General features: G+C 40.1%; 17 protein-coding genes and 1 pseudogene. 15 read left to right on the top strand and 3 right to left on the bottom strand.

What is annotated here, in order from left to right:
* Nucleotides 1-35: 35 nt before the first annotated feature.
* The 5 genes from mreC to tsf all read left to right on the top strand — a co-directional run bounded on the left by mreC (nt 36) and on the right by tsf (nt 4771).
* Nucleotides 36-851, top strand: coding sequence for a rod shape-determining protein MreC (gene mreC, locus O3655_RS09010; protein WP_001078971.1), 816 nt, complete (start codon nt 36-38; stop codon nt 849-851).
* Nucleotides 852-853: 2 nt separating this feature from the next.
* Nucleotides 854-1348: a rod shape-determining protein MreD gene (mreD, locus tag O3655_RS09005; protein ID WP_095726357.1), complete on the top strand. Its 495-nt coding sequence runs from the start codon at nt 854-856 to the stop codon at nt 1346-1348.
* A gap of 93 nt (nt 1349-1441) precedes the next feature.
* Entirely contained in the window at nt 1442-2650 is a 1209-nt protein-coding gene (gene pcsB, locus O3655_RS09000; RefSeq protein WP_000726991.1) for a peptidoglycan hydrolase PcsB, read from the top strand.
* A 222-nt stretch (nt 2651-2872) separates the two neighbouring features.
* Entirely contained in the window at nt 2873-3652 is a 780-nt protein-coding gene (gene rpsB / locus O3655_RS08995) for a 30S ribosomal protein S2 (RefSeq protein ID WP_000268477.1), read from the top strand.
* A 78-nt stretch (nt 3653-3730) separates the two neighbouring features.
* Complete coding sequence (tsf, locus tag O3655_RS08990; RefSeq protein ID WP_000808059.1) at nt 3731-4771, top strand: translation elongation factor Ts; 1041 nt, start codon at nt 3731-3733, stop codon at nt 4769-4771.
* Between the two features lie 103 nt (nt 4772-4874).
* Here the strand turns inward: tsf and cysK are convergent, their stop codons facing one another.
* The 3 genes from cysK to O3655_RS08975 form a co-directional block, all read right to left on the bottom strand.
* Entirely contained in the window at nt 4875-5801 is a 927-nt protein-coding gene (cysK, locus tag O3655_RS08985; protein WP_000158480.1) for a cysteine synthase A, read from the bottom strand.
* A 96-nt stretch (nt 5802-5897) separates the two neighbouring features.
* Entirely contained in the window at nt 5898-6341 is a 444-nt protein-coding gene (locus O3655_RS08980; RefSeq protein ID WP_247940441.1) for a PH domain-containing protein, read from the bottom strand.
* Between the two features lie 14 nt (nt 6342-6355).
* A complete protein-coding gene (locus O3655_RS08975) occupies nt 6356-6991 on the bottom strand; it encodes a YigZ family protein (RefSeq protein ID WP_371641307.1) in 636 nt (211 codons plus the stop codon).
* 56 nt (nt 6992-7047) lie between these two features.
* On the opposite strand from O3655_RS08975, the gene O3655_RS08970 reads away from it, so the two are divergent.
* The 10 genes and pseudogenes from O3655_RS08970 to O3655_RS08925 form a co-directional block, all read left to right on the top strand.
* Nucleotides 7048-8346, top strand: a complete 1299-nt coding sequence (locus O3655_RS08970) for a DEAD/DEAH box helicase (RefSeq protein ID WP_009013606.1) — start codon at nt 7048-7050, stop codon at nt 8344-8346.
* Nucleotides 8343-9005, top strand: a complete 663-nt coding sequence (locus O3655_RS08965; protein ID WP_049520656.1) for a ComF family protein — start codon at nt 8343-8345, stop codon at nt 9003-9005. The genes O3655_RS08970 and O3655_RS08965 overlap by 4 nt, the downstream gene beginning before the upstream one ends.
* 79 nt (nt 9006-9084) lie before the next feature.
* Nucleotides 9085-9633 (top strand): ribosome hibernation-promoting factor, HPF/YfiA family, encoded by a 549-nt coding sequence (hpf, locus tag O3655_RS08960; RefSeq protein WP_000599111.1) that lies wholly within the window; start codon nt 9085-9087, stop codon nt 9631-9633.
* An 81-nt stretch (nt 9634-9714) separates the two neighbouring features.
* On the top strand, nt 9715-10893 hold the full coding sequence (locus O3655_RS08955) for an acetyl-CoA C-acetyltransferase (protein ID WP_049520659.1): 1179 nt from the start codon (nt 9715-9717) through the stop codon (nt 10891-10893).
* 157 nt (nt 10894-11050) lie between these two features.
* The gene (locus O3655_RS08950) at nt 11051-13024 is read left to right on the top strand and encodes a DHH family phosphoesterase (protein WP_084881599.1); all 1974 of its coding nucleotides are present in this window, start codon (nt 11051-11053) and stop codon (nt 13022-13024) included.
* A complete protein-coding gene (gene rplI / locus O3655_RS08945) occupies nt 13021-13473 on the top strand; it encodes a 50S ribosomal protein L9 (RefSeq protein WP_033630528.1) in 453 nt (150 codons plus the stop codon). Before O3655_RS08950 ends, rplI begins: the two co-directional genes overlap by 4 nt.
* A 43-nt stretch (nt 13474-13516) precedes the next feature.
* Nucleotides 13517-14869, top strand: coding sequence for a replicative DNA helicase (gene dnaB / locus O3655_RS08940; RefSeq protein WP_000852476.1), 1353 nt, complete (start codon nt 13517-13519; stop codon nt 14867-14869).
* Between the two features lies 1 nt (nt 14870).
* Nucleotides 14871-15137, top strand: a complete 267-nt coding sequence (locus O3655_RS08935) for a Veg family protein (RefSeq protein ID WP_001278165.1) — start codon at nt 14871-14873, stop codon at nt 15135-15137.
* Between the two features lie 99 nt (nt 15138-15236).
* Nucleotides 15237-16358 (top strand): SH3 domain-containing protein, encoded by a 1122-nt coding sequence (locus O3655_RS08930; protein WP_053092022.1) that lies wholly within the window; start codon nt 15237-15239, stop codon nt 16356-16358.
* 117 nt (nt 16359-16475) lie between these two features.
* Nucleotides 16476-17425 (top strand): annotated as a pseudogene (locus O3655_RS08925) (cell wall anchor protein); the annotation flags it as partial.

Below are 17425 nucleotides of genomic sequence, written 5' to 3'. Positions count from 1 at the left end.
TCACAGTAGCAGGTTTTTAGTATAAAGGTAGGAATATGAACCGTTTTAAAAAATCAAAATATCTAATCATCGTTTTTGTCACAGTTTTGGCAGTTTCTGTTCTATTAGTGACAACCTATTCAAGCGCTATTGTGACGAAACTAGGAGATGGGATTTCCTTAGTAGATAGAATTGTTCAGAAACCCTTTCAGTGGTTTGATACTTTCAAATCAGATTTGGGACATTTGACGCAGACTTACAATGAAAACGAAAGTCTAAAAAAACAGCTTTATCAACTAGAGGTGGAGTCTAATCAATCAGAAAGTTTAAAAAATGAAAATGAACAATTACGTCAGTTGCTGGATATGAAGTCAAAATTGCAGGCTACAAAAACCATTGCAGCAGATGTGATTATGCGAGCTCCAGTATCTTGGAAACAAGAGTTAACAATTGATGCGGGAAGTTCAAAAGGAGCTTCTGAAAATATGTTGGCCATTGCAAACGGGGGTTTGATTGGTAGTGTTTCAAAGGTGGAGGATCATTCAACAACGGTCAATCTATTGACAAACACCGAAAATTCAGATAAAATTTCTGTTAAAATCCTGCATGGTTCTACTGAAATTTACGGGATTATCGTTGGTTATGATAAGGAATCTGAACTGCTTAAAATTAGTCAATTAAACAGCAACAGCGACATTAGCGCGGGAGACAAGGTGACTACAGGGGGGCTCGGAAACTTTAATGTTAAGGATATCCCTGTTGGAGAGGTTGTTGCTACAACACACAGCAGTGATTATCTAACAAAGGAAGTAACAGTCAAGTTAAGTGCTGACACCAAAAATCTTCATGTGGTAGAGTTAGTGGGGAATTAGCAATGAGACTGTTAAAACAAATTGGTATTTTCTTTTTACTCCCTTTTGTCGTACTAATTGATGCACATATTGGACAATTAGCGGGATCCTTCTTCCCTCACTTTCATTTAGCAAGTCATTTTCTGTTTTTATTTCTCTTGTTTGAGACAATTGAGGTTTCAGAATATCTCTATCTAGCTTATTGCTGTATAGCGGGTTTGGTGTACGATATCTATTTTTTCCACTTGATAGGAATTGCAACACTTCTATTTATCTTGATAGGAGCTTCGCTCCATAAATTTAATAGTGTAATTTTGCTAAACCGTTGGACAAGAATGTTAACAATAGTTGTGATGAGTTTCCTATTTGATATGGGGGGCTATCTCCTTGCTCTTGCTATGGGATTGACAGTAGAATCGATGCCAGTTTTCATCGTCTATAGCCTTGTCCCATCAATGATTTTAAACTTTTTATGGATGCTTATTTTCCAATATATTTTTGAAAAATGTTATCTATAAGAAAGAAATAAAAATGTAACAAAGGCGTAATATTTATTATGTCTTTTTTTGGTATACTAGTAATGTCTTAAATAGAAGGAGTATCTACACAATATGAAGAAAAAAATCTTAGCGTCACTTTTGTTAAGTACAGTATTGGTTTCACAAGCGGCGGTATTGACAACTGTCCACGCTGAAACAACTGATGAAAAGATTGCTGCTCAAGATAGTAAGATTAGTAATTTGACATCTCAACAAAAAGAAGCTCAAAAACAAGTAGATGAAATCCAAACGCAAGTTACAGCTATCCAAACTCAACAAACGAACTTGGAAGCTGAGAACGAAACTCTACAAGCTGAATCTAAAAAACTTGAAGGAGAAATTACAGAGCTTTCTAAGAATATTGTTGCTCGTAATGAATCTTTGGAGAAACAAGCACGTAGCGCACAAACAAACGGTGCCGCAACTAGCTACATCAATACAATTGTAAATTCAAAATCAATTACAGAAGCTATTTCACGTGTTGCAGCCATGAGCGAGATTGTATCAGCTAACAACAAAATGTTGGAACAACAGAAAGCTGATAAGAAATCTATCGCTGAAAAACAGGTTGCAAATAATGAAGCAATCAACACTGTTATTGCGAACCAACAAACGCTTGCAGACGATGCACAAGCATTGACAACAAAACAAGCAGAGTTGAAAGTTGCTGAGTTAAACCTTGCTGCAGAGAAAGCTACTGCAGAAAGTGATAAAGCTACTTTATTGGAACAAAAAGCAGCAGCAGAGGCAGAAGCAAAAGCAGCAGCTGAAGCAGAAGCGGCTTATAAAGCACGTCAAACAAGTCAACAACAATCAGTTGTTGCTTCTGGAAATACAACACTTTCAGATCAAGTGCAAGCAACTTCAAGCTCTTCATCAGATGATGATTCAAGCTACACTCCAGCACCTGCTCCAACTCCAACAAGACAGCGTCCAACATACAGTACAAATGCTTCAAGTTATCCAACTGGAGAATGTACTTGGGGAGCTAAAACATTAGCACCTTGGGCTGGAGATTACTGGGGTAACGGAGCGCAGTGGGCTACAAGTGCAGCAGCTGCAGGATTCCGTACAGGATCAACTCCACAAGTTGGTGCGATTGCATGTTGGAATGACGGTGGATATGGACACGTAGCGGTTGTTACAGCAGTTTCATCATCAACTAGCATTCAAGTATCAGAATCAAACTATGGTGGAGATCGTACAATCGGTAACAAACGTGGATGGTTCAACCCAACTACAACTTCTGAAGGTTACGTAACATACATCTATCCAAACTAATGAATGAAATAAAGAGGCTCGATTTGAGTCTCTTTTCTTTTTTAGTCTTAAGTTAGGCTAAAAACTAGCAAAACCACTTGAAAATATGGCTAAAATGTGATAAAATGAAACTTGTCGTGTAAACGATAATACTCATTCTTGATGAATTGTGAAACTGTTGCCCTCGGGTCGTTTTGCAAGTTGAAGTCGAGGAGAGGAAAAAAACAAAAAGGAGAAATACTCATGGCAGTAATTTCAATGAAACAACTTCTTGAGGCTGGTGTACACTTTGGTCACCAAACTCGTCGCTGGAACCCTAAGATGGCTAAGTACATCTTCACTGAGCGTAACGGAATCCACGTTATCGACTTGCAACAAACTGTAAAATACGCTGACCAAGCATACGACTTTATGCGTGATGCTGCAGCTAACGATGCAGTTGTATTGTTTGTTGGTACTAAAAAACAAGCTGCTGACGCTGTTAAAGAAGAAGCAGAACGTTCAGGTCAATACTACATCAACCACCGTTGGTTGGGTGGAACTCTTACTAACTGGGGAACTATCCAAAAACGTATTGCTCGTTTGAAAGAAATCAAACGTATGGAAGAAGAAGGAATCTTCGACGTTCTTCCTAAGAAAGAAGTTGCACTTCTTAACAAACAACGTGCACGTCTTGAAAAATTCTTGGGTGGTATCGAAGACATGCCTCGTATCCCTGATGTAATGTACGTAGTTGACCCACATAAAGAACAAATCGCTGTTAAAGAAGCTAAAAAATTGGGTATCCCAGTTGTAGCGATGGTTGACACAAACACTGATCCAGACGATATCGATGTAATCATCCCAGCTAACGATGACGCTATCCGCGCTGTTAAATTGATCACAGCTAAATTGGCTGACGCTATCATCGAAGGACGTCAAGGTGAGGACGCAACAGCAGTTGAAGCTGAATTTGCAGCTTCAGAAGCTCAAGCTGACTCAATCGAAGAAATCGTTGAAGTTGTAGAAGGCGACAACGCTTAATTCATATAAATAGTAATTACCTAGGAGGGCGGGGCCTAGCCCAGCTCTCCTATTTTTAAAAAATATAGGAGAATCAAAATGGCAGAAATTACAGCTAAACTTGTAAAAGAGTTGCGTGAAAAATCTGGTGCCGGTGTTATGGACGCTAAAAAAGCGCTTGTAGAAACAGACGGTGATATCGAAAAAGCGATCGAATTGCTTCGCGAAAAAGGTATGGCGAAGGCAGCTAAGAAAGCTGACCGTGTTGCTGCAGAAGGTTTGACTGGTGTATTTGTTAATGGTAACGTTGCAGCAGTAGTTGAAGTAAATGCTGAAACTGACTTCGTTGCGAAAAACGCTCAATTCGTTGACTTGGTAAACGCAACAGCTAAAGTAATTGCTGAAGGAAAACCAGCGAACAACGAAGAAGCTCTTGCTTTGACAATGCCTTCAGGTGAAACTCTTGAAGCTGCATATGTATCTGCAACAGCTACAATCGGTGAAAAAATCTCATTCCGTCGTTTTGCTTTGCTTGAAAAAACAGATGCACAACACTTCGGAGCATACCAACACAATGGTGGCCGTATCGGTGTTATCTCTGTTATTGAAGGTGGAGACGAAGCTCTTGCTAAACAAATCTCAATGCACATTGCTGCGATGAAACCAACAGTTCTTTCTTACAAAGAATTGGATGAGCAATTCGTTAAAGATGAGTTGGCACAATTGAACCACGTAATCGACCAAGATAACGAAAGCCGTGCAATGGTTGGTAAACCAGCTCTTCCACACTTGAAGTATGGATCAAAAGCACAATTGACTGATGAAGTGATTGCTCAAGCTGAAGCTGATATCAAAGCTGAGTTGGCTGCAGAAGGCAAACCAGAAAAAATCTGGGACAAAATCATCCCAGGTAAAATGGACCGCTTCATGCTTGACAACACTAAAGTTGACCAAGCATACACACTTCTTGCACAAGTATACATCATGGATGACAGCAAGACAGTTGAAGCTTACCTTGAATCAGTAAATGCTTCAGTAGTTGAGTTCGCTCGCTTTGAAGTTGGTGAAGGTATTGAGAAAGCTGCAAACGACTTTGAAGCAGAAGTTGCAGCTACAATGGCAGCAGCCTTGAATAACTAATAGAAAAGGAAGCAAATTGCTTCCTTTTTCTTTTTGTCTAGAGAGTAGATTCTGTATGAGTAAACAAAAAGCCCTTTAATAAGGGCTAAGTGCATTTAGGAGGCTACACTTCAAATTCATAGAGTGCTGTAGACAAATAACGTTCGCCGTTATCTGGTGCTAAAGCAAGGACTTTCTTACCTGTACCTAATTTCTTGGCAACCTCAATTGCCCCGTAAATCGCTGCAGCTGAAGAAATCCCAACAAGGAAGCCTTCTTTTCCACCAATTTCACGGCCAAGAGCTAGAGCATCATCTGACGTTACACGGACAATACCATCATAGGCCTTTGTATCAAGTGTTTCAGGAATAAATCCAGCTGAGATGCCTTGAATTTTGTGGGGTCCTGGTTTTTCACCAGACAAGATAGCTGACTCGTCTGCCTCAACTGCATAAACTTGAATGTTTGAATTTGCTGCTTTAAGAGCGTGAGAAACACCTGAGATCGTTCCACCAGTACCAACACCACCCACAAAAGCATCTAGTCCATCAGAACCGAAAGCAGCTAGTATTTCAGCTCCTGTTGTTCTTTCGTGTACTTCTGGGTTAGCTGGATTATTAAATTGGAGTGGAAGGAAGCCGTCACGTTCAGCAGCGATTTCCTGAGCTTTAGCAATGGCCCCTTTCATTCCTTCGCTACCAGGAGTGAGGACGAGTTCAGCACCATAGGCTTGGATAATTTTACGGCGTTCCACACTCATCGTTTCAGGCATGACGATAACAACTTTATATCCTTTAGCAGCACCGACCCATGAAAGACCGATACCAGTGTTTCCACTCGTTGCTTCAACAATGGTAGCACCCGGTTTTAGAATACCATCTTGTTCTGCTTTTTCAATCATGCTAAGGGCAATACGGTCCTTTACTGACGAACCAGGGTTAAAAGCTTCTAGTTTAACATAGACATCTGCAGCACCCTCTGGAACAATGTTGTTGAGTTTAACAATCGGTGTTTGTCCAATTAGTTCAGTGATATTGTTATAAATAGTCATAGATATACCTCTTTGTATAAGATGATACTAGTATAACGCGCTCAAGGCTATTTGTAAAATATAGAAATCCTATCAAAGTGATAGGATTTTTTTATATCAAAGGTCTAAGCCATTAATTTTTAATCGATTGTGATAAGCCAATTCTAATAAATAGGTGTAAAGCGGAAGGATGTCCGTTTTTTTAGGGAATTCAAATTTATGGAAACTCAGATGCTCATTATGTGCTTTTAGAAAGATATTTTCTAAATAAGTGATCGTAATCTCACTATCATCTATACCTGCTCCAGCAGTTTCCATTTCAACGTTTACAATGTTCATCAAAAAAAGAGACTTAACAGACGTCTTGCGACCAGTAGCACCTTGCTTATCTGTAAAAATAATACGGATATTTGTAAAGATGATTGAATCTCGAATAAGTTTATACCCGCTTTGAATTTCTTCATTCTCTAGTAGATATTGACCATATTCTTTGATAAGAGTCTCTTTGTTCTCCTCGCTAAAATTTCCAGCAAGTCCTTGAATAAATTTCCCAAAAGCCATAATTTCTCCTTCGTTTACACTAAGTTTACAGGAACTTCAACTTCCCGTAAGCCTTGATCAGTTAAAGTGACCTTTCCATTAAAGAACTCAACAAGAGCAGCTTTGATATTTTCTTTCTCTTCCTTATCAACATAGATCATTGTAGCAATTTGATCTGTAAAGTTTGTATCCAGCTCCATGAGATGATGCTTTCTAAGGAAATTGCCATATTCTTGATACTGAGCGTAAGACATCTGAATGGCTATGCCAGCCTGTTCTTTGATTTCAATAATGCCAATTTCTTTAACAGCCAAGGCTACGCTACCTGCATAGGCACGGATCAAACCACCAGCACCTAGTTTGATGCCACCAAAGTAGCGGGTAACTACTACACAGACATTGGTAAGATTATGATTTTCTAAGACTCCAAGCATAGGGACTCCAGCAGTACCACTAGGCTCTCCATCATCACTCGTGCGCTTGATTTCACTTCGTTCTCCTACAATAAAAGCAGAGCAGTTATGGGTGGCTTTATAGTGTTCTTTTTTGATGGTAGTTATGAAGTCACGAGCCTCTTCTTCGCTATAAACACGCTTGACATGACAGATAAATCGAGATTTTTTGATTTCTTCTTGGACCTGCCCATCCTCTTTAATTGTTCTAAATTCCATGATTTAATTGTACTAAAAAAACACCTAAAGTGCTAGATTTTTACGAATATTAAAGTATGAAAGTAAATCCAAATTATCTCGGTCGGTTGTTTACTGAGAAAGAATTAACTGAAGAAGAACGACAGGTAGCAGTGAGACTGCCAGCAATGAGAAAAGAGAAGGGGAAACTGTTTTGTCAACGTTGTAATAGTTCGATTCTAGAAGAATGGTATTTGCCTATCGGCGTCTACTATTGTAGGGAGTGTTTGCTGATGAAGCGAGTCAGGAGTGATCAAGCCTTATACTATTTTTCGCAGGAAGATTTTCCTAAGCAAGATGTTCTCAAATGGCGTGGTCAGTTAACCCCTTTTCAGGAAAAGGTATCAGAGGGGTTGGTTCGAGCAGTCGAAAAGAAAGAACCGACTTTAGTTCATGCTGTGACAGGTGCTGGAAAGACAGAGATGATCTATCAAGTTGTAGCTAAAGTGATTGATGATGGTGGTGCAGTTTGTTTGGCCAGTCCTCGAATTGATGTATGTTTAGAACTGTATAAGCGACTGCAGAATGACTTTGCTTGCGATATAGCGCTACTCCATGGCGAATCAGAGCCCTATTTTCGAACTCCCTTAGTAATTGCAACAACTCATCAGTTATTAAAATTTTATCATGCTTTTGATTTGTTGATAGTGGATGAGGTAGATGCCTTTCCTTATGTTGACAACTCTATGCTTTACTATGCTGTAAAGAATAGTGTAAAGGAAGATGGATTAAGGATATTCCTTACAGCAACTTCTACAGATGAGTTAGATAGGAAGGTTCGCACAGGAGAATTAAAACGATTAAGCTTGCCAAGACGGTTTCATGGAAATCCTTTGATTATTCCTAAACCTGTCTGGTTATCGGATTTTAATCGCTGTTTAGAGAAAAACCAATTGTCAACCAAGTTAAAGACCTATATTGAGAAACAGAGAAGAACAGGTTATCCTCTGCTGATTTTTGCATCAGAGATTAAGAAAGGCGAAAAACTAAAAGAAATCTTGAAGGAGCAGTACCCGAATGAGAATATCGGCTTTGTGTCTTCTGTGACAGAAGACCGATTAGAGCAGGTGCAAGCTTTTCGAGATGGAGAACTAACAATACTGATCAGTACGACAATCTTGGAACGTGGGGTTACCTTCCCTTGTGTGGATGTTTTCGTAGTAGAAGCTAATCATCGTCTCTTTACCAAGTCTAGCTTGATTCAGATTGGTGGTCGAGTTGGGCGTAGTATGGACAGACCGACTGGTGAGTTGCTCTTCTTTCATGATGGATTAAATGCTTCCATCAAGAAGGCAATCAAGGAAATCAAGCAGATGAACAAGGAGGCGGGATTATGAACTGTTTACTATGTGGCCAGACTACAAAGAGTGAGATGACTTTTGGTAGTCTCTTCATTTTGAAAGATGACTGCAGTTATCTTTGCTCAGCTTGTGCTTCTAGTTTTGAGAAGATTGGTGAGAAATATTGTCCAAACTGTATGAAATTAGGTCTGTCAACTCAGTGTCAAGATTGTAAATCTTGGTGTAAAGATGGGATTGAAGTTGATCATAAGGCAATCTTTACCTATAATCAAGCTATGAAAGACTTTTTCAGTCAATATAAGTTTGATGGTGATTTTTTGCTTAGAAAAGTTTTTGCTTCCGTTCTTGCTGAGGAACTGAAAAAGTATAGAGGTTATCAATTTGTTGTAATTCCCCTAAGTCCTGAAAGATTGCTTGAGAGGGGTTTTAACCAAGTTGAGGGTTTGGTCGAAGTGGCAGGCTTTTCTTTTAAAGATATATTAGGAAAAAGAGAAGAGAGCGCTAGTTCTTCTAAAAGCCGTTTGGAAAGGTTAGCTACTGAAATTCCATTTTTTATTAAAGATGGAATCTCACTTCCCAAGAAGATTTTGCTGATTGATGACATCTATACAACAGGGGCAACTGTGAATCGTGTGAAACGACTTTTGGAAGAAGCAGGTGCTTTGGAAGTTAAAACTTTTTCCCTTGTAAGATGAGGAAAAAATTTGCAAAATGAAAATGAAAGCGTTATAATATAGTTAGAAAAACAAAAATGTTTAGAAAGAAGGTACTTATATGATTAAATATAGTATCCGTGGTGAAAACCTAGAAGTAACAGAAGCAATTCGTGATTATGTAGTTTCTAAACTCGAAAAGATCGAAAAGTATTTTCAACCTGAGCAGGAGTTGGATGCACGTGTGAACTTGAAAGTTTACCGTGAAAAAACAGCAAAGGTTGAAGTAACAATTCCACTTGGATCTATCACTCTTCGTGCTGAAGATATTTCTCAAGATATGTATGGTTCTATCGATCTTGTAACAGATAAAATTGAACGTCAGATTCGTAAAAATAAAACTAAAATCGAACGTAAAAATAAAAATAAAGTTGCAACAAGTCAACTCTTTACAGATGCTCTAGTTGAAGATGCAAATGTTGTGCAACCAAAAGTCGTTCGTTCAAAACAAATTGATTTAAAGCCAATGGATTTAGAAGAAGCTCTTCTCCAAATGGATTTATTGGGACATGATTTCTTTATCTATGTAGATGTAGAAGATCAAACAACTAATGTTTTGTATCGCCGTGAAGATGGAGAAGTTGGTTTGTTAGAAGTGAAAGAATCATAAAATAGAATTTTTAAAGTGGTTTACACCAGTGTAAACCACTTTTGTATTGCATTATTATAAAAGGTATAAATGGGGGCAGTTATGAAAGACGTGGTGATTGTTTCAGCAGTGCGAACTCCAATAGGCTCCTTTGGAGGAAGTTTGAAGAATGTTTCAGCTGTTGATTTGGGAGCTTTGGTTATTAAGAGTGCTTTGGAAAAAGCCAATGTCAAACCAGAGCAGGTAGACGAAGTGATTATGGGGAATGTCCTAGGCGCAGGTTTAGGTCAAAACGTAGCTCGTCAAATGAGCGTTCATGCGGGACTTCCGGAATCTACACCAGCCTATACCATCAATAAGGTTTGTGGTTCCGGTTTGAAGGCAGTGCAGTTGGCTGCTCAAGCGATTCGATGTGACGATGCAGATATTATTGTAGCTGGTGGTGCAGAAAACATGAGTCAGGCGCCATACGTTTTGCCAAGTTTCCGTTGGGGTGGCCGTATGGGAGATTCAAAAGTGGTAGATACCATGATTAAGGACGGTTTGTCTGATGCCTTTAATGAATACCATATGGGGATTACAGCTGAAAATGTGGCTGAAGAATATGGTATCAGTCGAGAAGAGCAAGATGCTCTTGCTTTAGAGTCACAAAAACGAGCAGTGGCGGCTATAGAATCTGGACGCTTTAAAGAAGAGATTGTGCCAGTTGTCATCCCTCAACGCAAAGGCGATCCTATCATCTTTGATACAGATGAATATCCTAGAAAAGATGCTAGCTTGGAGAGTTTGTCTAAGCTAGGTCCTGTTTTCAAAAAAGAAGGTTCTGTTACAGCGGGAAATGCTTCAGGTATCAATGATGGAGCAGCAGCTGTCTTGGTCATGAGTGCTGAAAAAGCAGAAGAATTAGGACTTTCAGTGATTGCCCGCATTCGTTCGTATGCAAGTGCAGGTTTGGATCCTAAGATGATGGGATGTGGACCGATATATGCGACTCGCAAGGCTCTTGAAAAAGGCAATTTGACAGTTGAAGATCTCGACTTGATTGAGTCAAATGAAGCCTTTGCTGCCCAGGCTTGTGCAGTTGGTAAAACACTTGGTTTCAACACAGATATTGTCAACGTCAATGGTGGCGCCATTGCTCTTGGTCACCCAATTGGGGCTTCCGGTTGCCGTATCCTAGTAACGCTGCTACATGAGATGATGAAACGTGATGCTAAAACTGGGTTAGCAACTCTCTGTATTGGAGGAGGGATGGGGACTGCCCTTATCGTGGAACGTTAGGTGTTAGTGATCTGAACGCGTGGATAGGAGGGTGATGATTCCCTCCTCTTTTTGTGTCCGAGGTTAGAAGAAATCAATCATGAAAGAAGGGCTTGCATCTTTTAAAAGGTCGCTTTTTAAGGGTTTTTGTGATATAATAATGCGCAAGAGGTTTAGAATGAAAAAAAATAATTTAATCCCGTTTTCTGCGGTCTTGCTAGGACTTGCAACTTTCGGAATCTTAACTTTGCTGATTATTTTTTCACATAATCTTGCTGTAACAATCACTATTTTGTTTTTATTTGTACTGCTTTATTTGCTTTTATTCGTTTGGCAAAAAAAACAGTATGAAAAGAGCGAAATTGAACAAATCCAATATGTAAATCACCAAGCTGAAAATAGCTTGAGTACTTTGCTTGATCAAATGCCGGTGGGAGTCCTGAAATTAGACTTATCAAGCGGAGAAGTGGAATGGTTCAATCCCTATGCTGAGCTGATTTTGACTACTGAAGAAGGCGAAATTGATGTTGAGTTAATTCAAACCATTATCAAGGCTTCTGTTGGGAATCCTGGTTCGTATGCTACCTTGGGCGAAACACGATATGCTGTTCATATGGACAAGGCTTCGGGTGTCTTGTATTTCTTTGATGTTTCTGGGGAGTACGAAGCAACTGTCGAATTGGTAACTAGTCGTCCAGTCATTGGAGTCATCTCGGTAGATAACTATGATGATTTGGAGGATGCGACATCTGACTCTGATATCAGTCATATCAATAGTTTTGTAGCCAATTTTGTTTCAGAATTTGCTAGTAAGTATGCTATGTTTTCTCGCCGTGTGGGGATGGATCGTTTTTATGTATTCACAGATTACACGGTACTAGAGGAATTGATGAATGACAAATTCTCTGTTATTGATACTTTCCGAGAAGAATCAAAACAGAGGCAACTAGCCCTAACCCTAAGTATGGGATTTTCTTATGGTGATGGAAACCATGAAGAAATAGGGAAAATTGCCTTGCTCAACTTGAACTTAGCAGAAGTTCGCGGTGGTGACCAGGTGGTGGTCAAGGAAAATAACGAAACCAAGAATCCAGTCTACTTTGGTGGAGGAACTGCTGCATCTATCAAACGTACTCGTACACGTACGAGAGCCATGATGACAGCCATTTCTGATAAGATTCGAAGTGTTGACCAAGTTTTTGTAGTCGGTCATAAAAATCTAGATATGGATGCTTTAGGCTCTGCTGTTGGTATGCAGTTGTTTGCAAGTAATATTATTGAGAACAGTTATGCTGTCTACGATGCAGACCATATGCCAGCAGATATCGAACGTGCTATTCAGTTCTTGAAGAAGGAAGATGTCACGAAACTTTTATCTCTTACAGATGCGATGAAGCTAGTTACAAACCGTTCATTATTGATTCTGGTGGATCATTCCAAGACGGCTTTGACCTTGTCAAAAGATTTTTATGATTTGTTCACTCAAACTATTGTTATTGACCATCATAGACGTGATCAGGATTTCCCTAATAATGCAGTCATCACCTATATTGAAAGTGGGGCAAGTAGTGCCAGTGAGCTGGTCACAGAATTGATTCAGTTCCAAAATTCTAAGAAGAATCGTTTGAGTCGTATGCAGGCCAGTGTTTTGATGGCTGGTATGATGCTGGATACCAAGAATTTCACATCTCGCGTGACGAGCCGAACCTTTGATGTGGCTAGCTATTTGAGAACACGGGGAAGTGACAGTATTGCTATCCAGGAGATTGCTGCGACAGATTTTGAAGAGTACCGTGAGGTAAATGAACTCATTTTACAAGGTCGTAAGTTAGGTTCAGATATCTTGATTGCCCAAGCTAAGGACTCAATGTCTTATGACACAGTTGTTATCAGTAAGGCTGCTGATGCTATGTTGGCTATGTCTGGTATTGAGGCTAGTTTCGTTCTGGCAAAAAATACACAAGGATTTATCTCCATCTCGGCTCGAAGTCGTAGTAAAATCAATGTGCAACGCATTATGGAAGAGCTGGGTGGTGGAGGTCACTTTAATCTAGCTGCCGCGCAAATCGAGGATATGAGTTTGTCGGAAGCAGGAGAAAAATTGACTCAACTAATCTTGGAAGAACTAAAGGAAAAGGAGAAAGAAGAATGAAAGTAATCTTTTTAGCAGATGTTAAAGGAAAAGGGAAGAAAGGCGAAATCAAGGAAGTGCCAACTGGCTATGCTCAAAACTTCCTGATTAAAAAGAATTTGGCCAAGGAAGCGACTGCTCAAGCAGTGGGTGAGTTGCGTGGAAAACAAAAATCTGAAGAAAAAGCTCATGCAGAGATGATTGCTGAAGCAAAGGCTATCAAGGCTAAGCTTGAAGCAGAAGAAACTGTTGTAGAGTTTGTTGAAAAGGTTGGACCAGATGGCCGTACATTTGGCTCTATCACTAACAAGAAAATTGCAGAAGAATTGCAAAAGCAGTTTGGTATTAAGATTGACAAACGCAATATTCAAGTGCAAGCACCAATTCGAGCAGTAGGTTTGATTGATGTACCAGTGAAGATCTATCAAGATGTTACAAGTGTCATCAATCTTTGTGTAAAAGAAGGTTAAGTTTACAACTTCTTGACAAGATTGTAAAAGGAAGGAAAGTCGGATGGCAGAAGTAGAGGAACTGCGAGTTCAACCTCAGGATATTTTGGCAGAACAATCTGTTCTGGGGGCTATTTTTATAGATGAGAGTAAGCTCGTTTTTGTCCGAGAATACATTGATTCTCGTGACTTCTTTAAGTATGCTCATCGGTTGATTTTCCAAGCGATGGTAGATTTGTCGGATCGTGGGGAAGCAATTGATGCGACGACAGTTCGGACGATTTTGGATAGCCAAGGGGATCTCCAAAATATTGGTGGCTTGTCCTATCTTGTTGAAATCGTCAACTCTGTACCAACTTCAGCTAATGCGGAGTATTATGCTAAAATTGTAGCTGAAAAGGCTATGCTACGTCGCTTGATTTCCAAATTGACAGAGTCTGTCAACCAAGCCTATGAGGCTTCTAAGCCTGCAGATGAAATCATTGCTCAGGCTGAAAAGGGGCTCATTGATGTTAGCGAAAACGCCAATCGTAGTGGTTTCAAGAACATCCGAGATATTCTAAATATCAACTTTGGGAACCTAGAAGTTCGGTCACAACAAACAACGGATATCACTGGTATTGCAACGGGCTACCGTGATTTGGACCATATGACGACAGGTCTTCATGAGGAGGAGTTAATTATCCTAGCGGCGCGACCAGCAGTTGGTAAGACGGCCTTTGCTTTGAACATTGCTCAGAACATCGGGACTAAGTTGGACAAGACGGTTGCTATCTTTTCGCTGGAAATGGGTGCGGAAAGTCTAGTAGACCGTATGTTGGCTGCTGAAGGTTTGGTGGAGTCCCATTCTATCCGTACAGGTCAATTGACTGATGAGGAGTGGCAAAAGTATACCATTGCTCAAGGGAACCTAGCTAACGCGAGTATCTATATCGATGATACGCCAGGGATTCGAATCACGGAAATTCGTTCGCGTTCACGTAAACTGGCTCAAGAAACAGGCAATCTAGGCTTGATTTTGATCGACTACCTACAGCTTATCACAGGTACTGGTCGTGAGAACCGCCAACAAGAAGTCTCTGAAATTTCTCGTCAGTTAAAAATTCTAGCTAAGGAGCTAAAGGTTCCAGTCATTGCTCTTAGTCAGTTATCTCGTGGAGTTGAACAGCGTCAAGATAAGAGACCAGTCTTGTCTGATATTCGTGAATCGGGTTCTATCGAGCAGGATGCGGATATCGTAGCCTTTCTGTACCGTGACGACTACTATGATCGTGCAGGTGAAGAAGAGGAAGGAATTCCAAATAACAAGGTTGAGGTTATCATCGAGAAAAACCGTAGTGGAGCTCGTGGAACGGTGGAATTGATTTTCCAAAAAGAATACAATAAATTTTCAAGTATCTCAAAGAGGGAGGCATAAGATGTCAGATGCATTTACAGATGTAGCCAAGATGAAAAAAATCAAAGAAGAGATCAAGGCGCATGAGGGACAAGTCGTTGAAATGACTTTGGAAAATGGCCGTAAGCGCCAAAAAAATAGATTGGGTAAGCTAATTGAGGTTTATCCATCTCTATTTATCGTTGAATTTGGGGATGTTGAAGGAGACAAACAAGCCAATGTCTACGTTGAATCCTTTACCTACTCAGATATCTTGACAGAAAAGAACTTGATTCGCTATCTAGACTAAGAATCCTAAAATGAAGTGAGCTTTGCTCACTTTTTTCTTTTTCTCCCGAATAGTATAAACGAGGGTAACCTCGGAAATTTATATTATTAAGGAGAATGAATGACGTTTTTTAAATCAGGAGTTAAGAAGAGTAGATGTACTCAGTTGAGTGTAGGGCTGGCTACTTTGTTTGTTACAAGTACCTTTTTGTTTGGTGGAGAATCGGTTCAAGCTGATAGTGTAGCGCGTGGAGATGACTATCCGCTTCACTACAAAAATGGTAGTGTTGAAATCGATCAGTGGCGGATGTATTCTCGCCAGTGTACCTCTTTTGCGGCCTTTCGTTTGAGTAGTGTAAATGGCTTTGAGATTCCTCCTGCCTATGGAAATGCAAATGAATGGGGACATCGTGCAAGGCGAGAAGGATACCGTGTGGATACTAAGCCAGAAGTTGGGGCTATTGCTTGGTCGACAGAAGGTTATTATGGGCACGTGGCCTGGGTATCAAATGTGTCGGGGGATACGATTGAAATCGAAGAGTATAACTATGGGGTTCGAGAAAAGTATAACCGTCGAAAAGTCAAGGCTAGTTCGATGACAGGTTTTATTCATTTCAAGGATTTATCTACTAGCCATAGTGCGGGTGAGAATGCTCGTAGCTCAGAGCTTCCGTCTAGTGGGACAATGGTATTCACGGGGAAATCGCCTATTATGGACCAACCATCAAGCACAGGACAGGTTATTGACTACTATTATGCTGGTGAGAGTGTGAGTTATGATCAAGTTCTTGAAAAGGACGGTTATAAGTGGCTCGGTTATTTGTCTTATAGCGGTTCTAGAAGATATGTGAAGTATGAAAAGTTAAGCAATACAGAGAATGGGTGGAAAAAAGAAGGAGGGAGTTGGTATTACCAAGAGAATGGTAAGCTAGCAACAGGATGGAAAAAAGTTAACAGCAATTGGTATCATTTAAAAGAAAATGGGGCCATGTCAACTGGCTGGATTAAGGATGGCTCTCACTGGTATTATCTAAAGGCTTCGGGTGAGATGCAGACGGGCTGGCTTAAAGACAAGGGAACTTGGTATTACTTAGAGGAATCTGGCCGGATGAAAGCTAGTCAATGGTTCCAAGTCTCGGGGAAACATTACTATGTCGATGCTTCGGGAGCCTTAGCTGTTAATACGATTATTGATGGCTACAGACTAGACAGAAATGGGGTAAGAATAGGAAGTGTTTCTTAAACATCATCCAAGCTTTCTTCTTGTTCATAAAATTTTAAAATGGATATCGAATTAGTTGACGTTCATTAAGTAGTATAATATAATAATATTAAAAAACTATAAGAGGGGCATTGTCTAATGGACAAGAAGAAAGTTATTTTAACAAGTTTAGCAAGTGCAGCTGTATTGGGTGCTAGTGTACTCGTTTCACAGCCTTCAGTAGTTAAGGCAGATGAAGGGAAAACAGAAGAGCAGGCAGTTGTTCCTGCACAACCACAAGCTGGAACAGAAGGGGAGAGCGGTGCTCAAACTGAAAAGGGATCAGAAAACGCTAGTCCAGCTAATCCTGGTGCGACAAATTCAGCTAAGATGACCAAAGAAGAGTTGATGAAGGCTTTGGATGAACTTGAGGAACAGGCTATTAGTGATATTAAGGATAAGGAAGCAATTGAGGACAAAGAGGAGGCAGCTGAAGCTGTGAAGGAATATATCGGTAAGATGTATATTTCAGATACTCTTGAGTCTGGAGAGCTTAGCTTAGATAATATCATCGCTGAATTGCCAGAAGGTGCAGAAGATAAGGCTGTGGTAACAGGCCCTGAGATTCAAACTAATAAAAAATTATCTACTGAGGAGAAGACTCTACTAGACCATGCTGAAAAAGATGCCAAAGAACAAGTTTCTCAAGCGACGGATGCTCTGGTTCAAGCCCTAGAATCTCTTGAAAATGCTGTAATTGAAGATATTAAAAAAGACGCTTCAATCACCGATAAAGAAACGGCCATCAAAGAAGCCAAAGAAGAGATCGGTAAAGAAGACCTTTTGAAGGCTATCGCAGATGAGGATTTGGAGATTGGTGATGTTATTGTAGACTGGCCAGCAGATACGAGCGAGCACAAAACAGTAGTTGAACCTGTATCAGAATTCACAGATGAAGACCAAGCTAAGTTAGACGAAGCTGATAAAGAGGCTCAGGTTGATGTAGCTAAAGTTCGCTCAGATTTAAGCGCTACCCTAGAAAAAATTGAAAGAGAGACAATCGACGACATCAACAAAGATGCCACTATCACTGATAAGGAAGCAGCGAT

It is taken from the genome of Streptococcus sp. 27098_8_70 (assembly GCF_041432215.1).
In the GTDB taxonomy this organism is placed as follows: domain Bacteria; phylum Bacillota; class Bacilli; order Lactobacillales; family Streptococcaceae; genus Streptococcus; species Streptococcus oralis_CP.
Note: the sequence above shows the minus strand (reverse complement) of the source record. Positions and strands in the feature narration are given on the sequence as shown.

Excerpts from the sequence above, each read along its gene's own strand:
- mreC (WP_001078971.1), top strand. The coding sequence starts at position 36 with ATGAACCGTTTTAAAAAATCAAAATATCTAATCATCGTTTTTGTCACA.
- pcsB (WP_000726991.1), top strand. The coding sequence starts at position 1,442 with ATGAAGAAAAAAATCTTAGCGTCACTTTTGTTAAGTACAGTATTGGTT.
- mreD (WP_095726357.1), top strand. The coding sequence starts at position 854 with ATGAGACTGTTAAAACAAATTGGTATTTTCTTTTTACTCCCTTTTGTC.
- O3655_RS08970 (WP_009013606.1), top strand. The coding sequence starts at position 7,048 with ATGAAAGTAAATCCAAATTATCTCGGTCGGTTGTTTACTGAGAAAGAA.
- O3655_RS08935 (WP_001278165.1), top strand. The coding sequence starts at position 14,871 with ATGTCAGATGCATTTACAGATGTAGCCAAGATGAAAAAAATCAAAGAA.
- dnaB (WP_000852476.1), top strand. The coding sequence starts at position 13,517 with ATGGCAGAAGTAGAGGAACTGCGAGTTCAACCTCAGGATATTTTGGCA.
- O3655_RS08950 (WP_084881599.1), top strand. The coding sequence starts at position 11,051 with ATGAAAAAAAATAATTTAATCCCGTTTTCTGCGGTCTTGCTAGGACTT.
- rplI (WP_033630528.1), top strand. The coding sequence starts at position 13,021 with ATGAAAGTAATCTTTTTAGCAGATGTTAAAGGAAAAGGGAAGAAAGGC.
- O3655_RS08930 (WP_053092022.1), top strand. The coding sequence starts at position 15,237 with ATGACGTTTTTTAAATCAGGAGTTAAGAAGAGTAGATGTACTCAGTTG.
- tsf (WP_000808059.1), top strand. The coding sequence starts at position 3,731 with ATGGCAGAAATTACAGCTAAACTTGTAAAAGAGTTGCGTGAAAAATCT.
- cysK (WP_000158480.1), bottom strand. The coding sequence starts at position 5,801 with ATGACTATTTATAACAATATCACTGAACTAATTGGACAAACACCGATT.
- O3655_RS08955 (WP_049520659.1), top strand. The coding sequence starts at position 9,715 with ATGAAAGACGTGGTGATTGTTTCAGCAGTGCGAACTCCAATAGGCTCC.
- O3655_RS08965 (WP_049520656.1), top strand. The coding sequence starts at position 8,343 with ATGAACTGTTTACTATGTGGCCAGACTACAAAGAGTGAGATGACTTTT.
- O3655_RS08975 (WP_371641307.1), bottom strand. The coding sequence starts at position 6,991 with ATGGAATTTAGAACAATTAAAGAGGATGGGCAGGTCCAAGAAGAAATC.
- rpsB (WP_000268477.1), top strand. The coding sequence starts at position 2,873 with ATGGCAGTAATTTCAATGAAACAACTTCTTGAGGCTGGTGTACACTTT.
- hpf (WP_000599111.1), top strand. The coding sequence starts at position 9,085 with ATGATTAAATATAGTATCCGTGGTGAAAACCTAGAAGTAACAGAAGCA.
- O3655_RS08980 (WP_247940441.1), bottom strand. The coding sequence starts at position 6,341 with ATGGCTTTTGGGAAATTTATTCAAGGACTTGCTGGAAATTTTAGCGAG.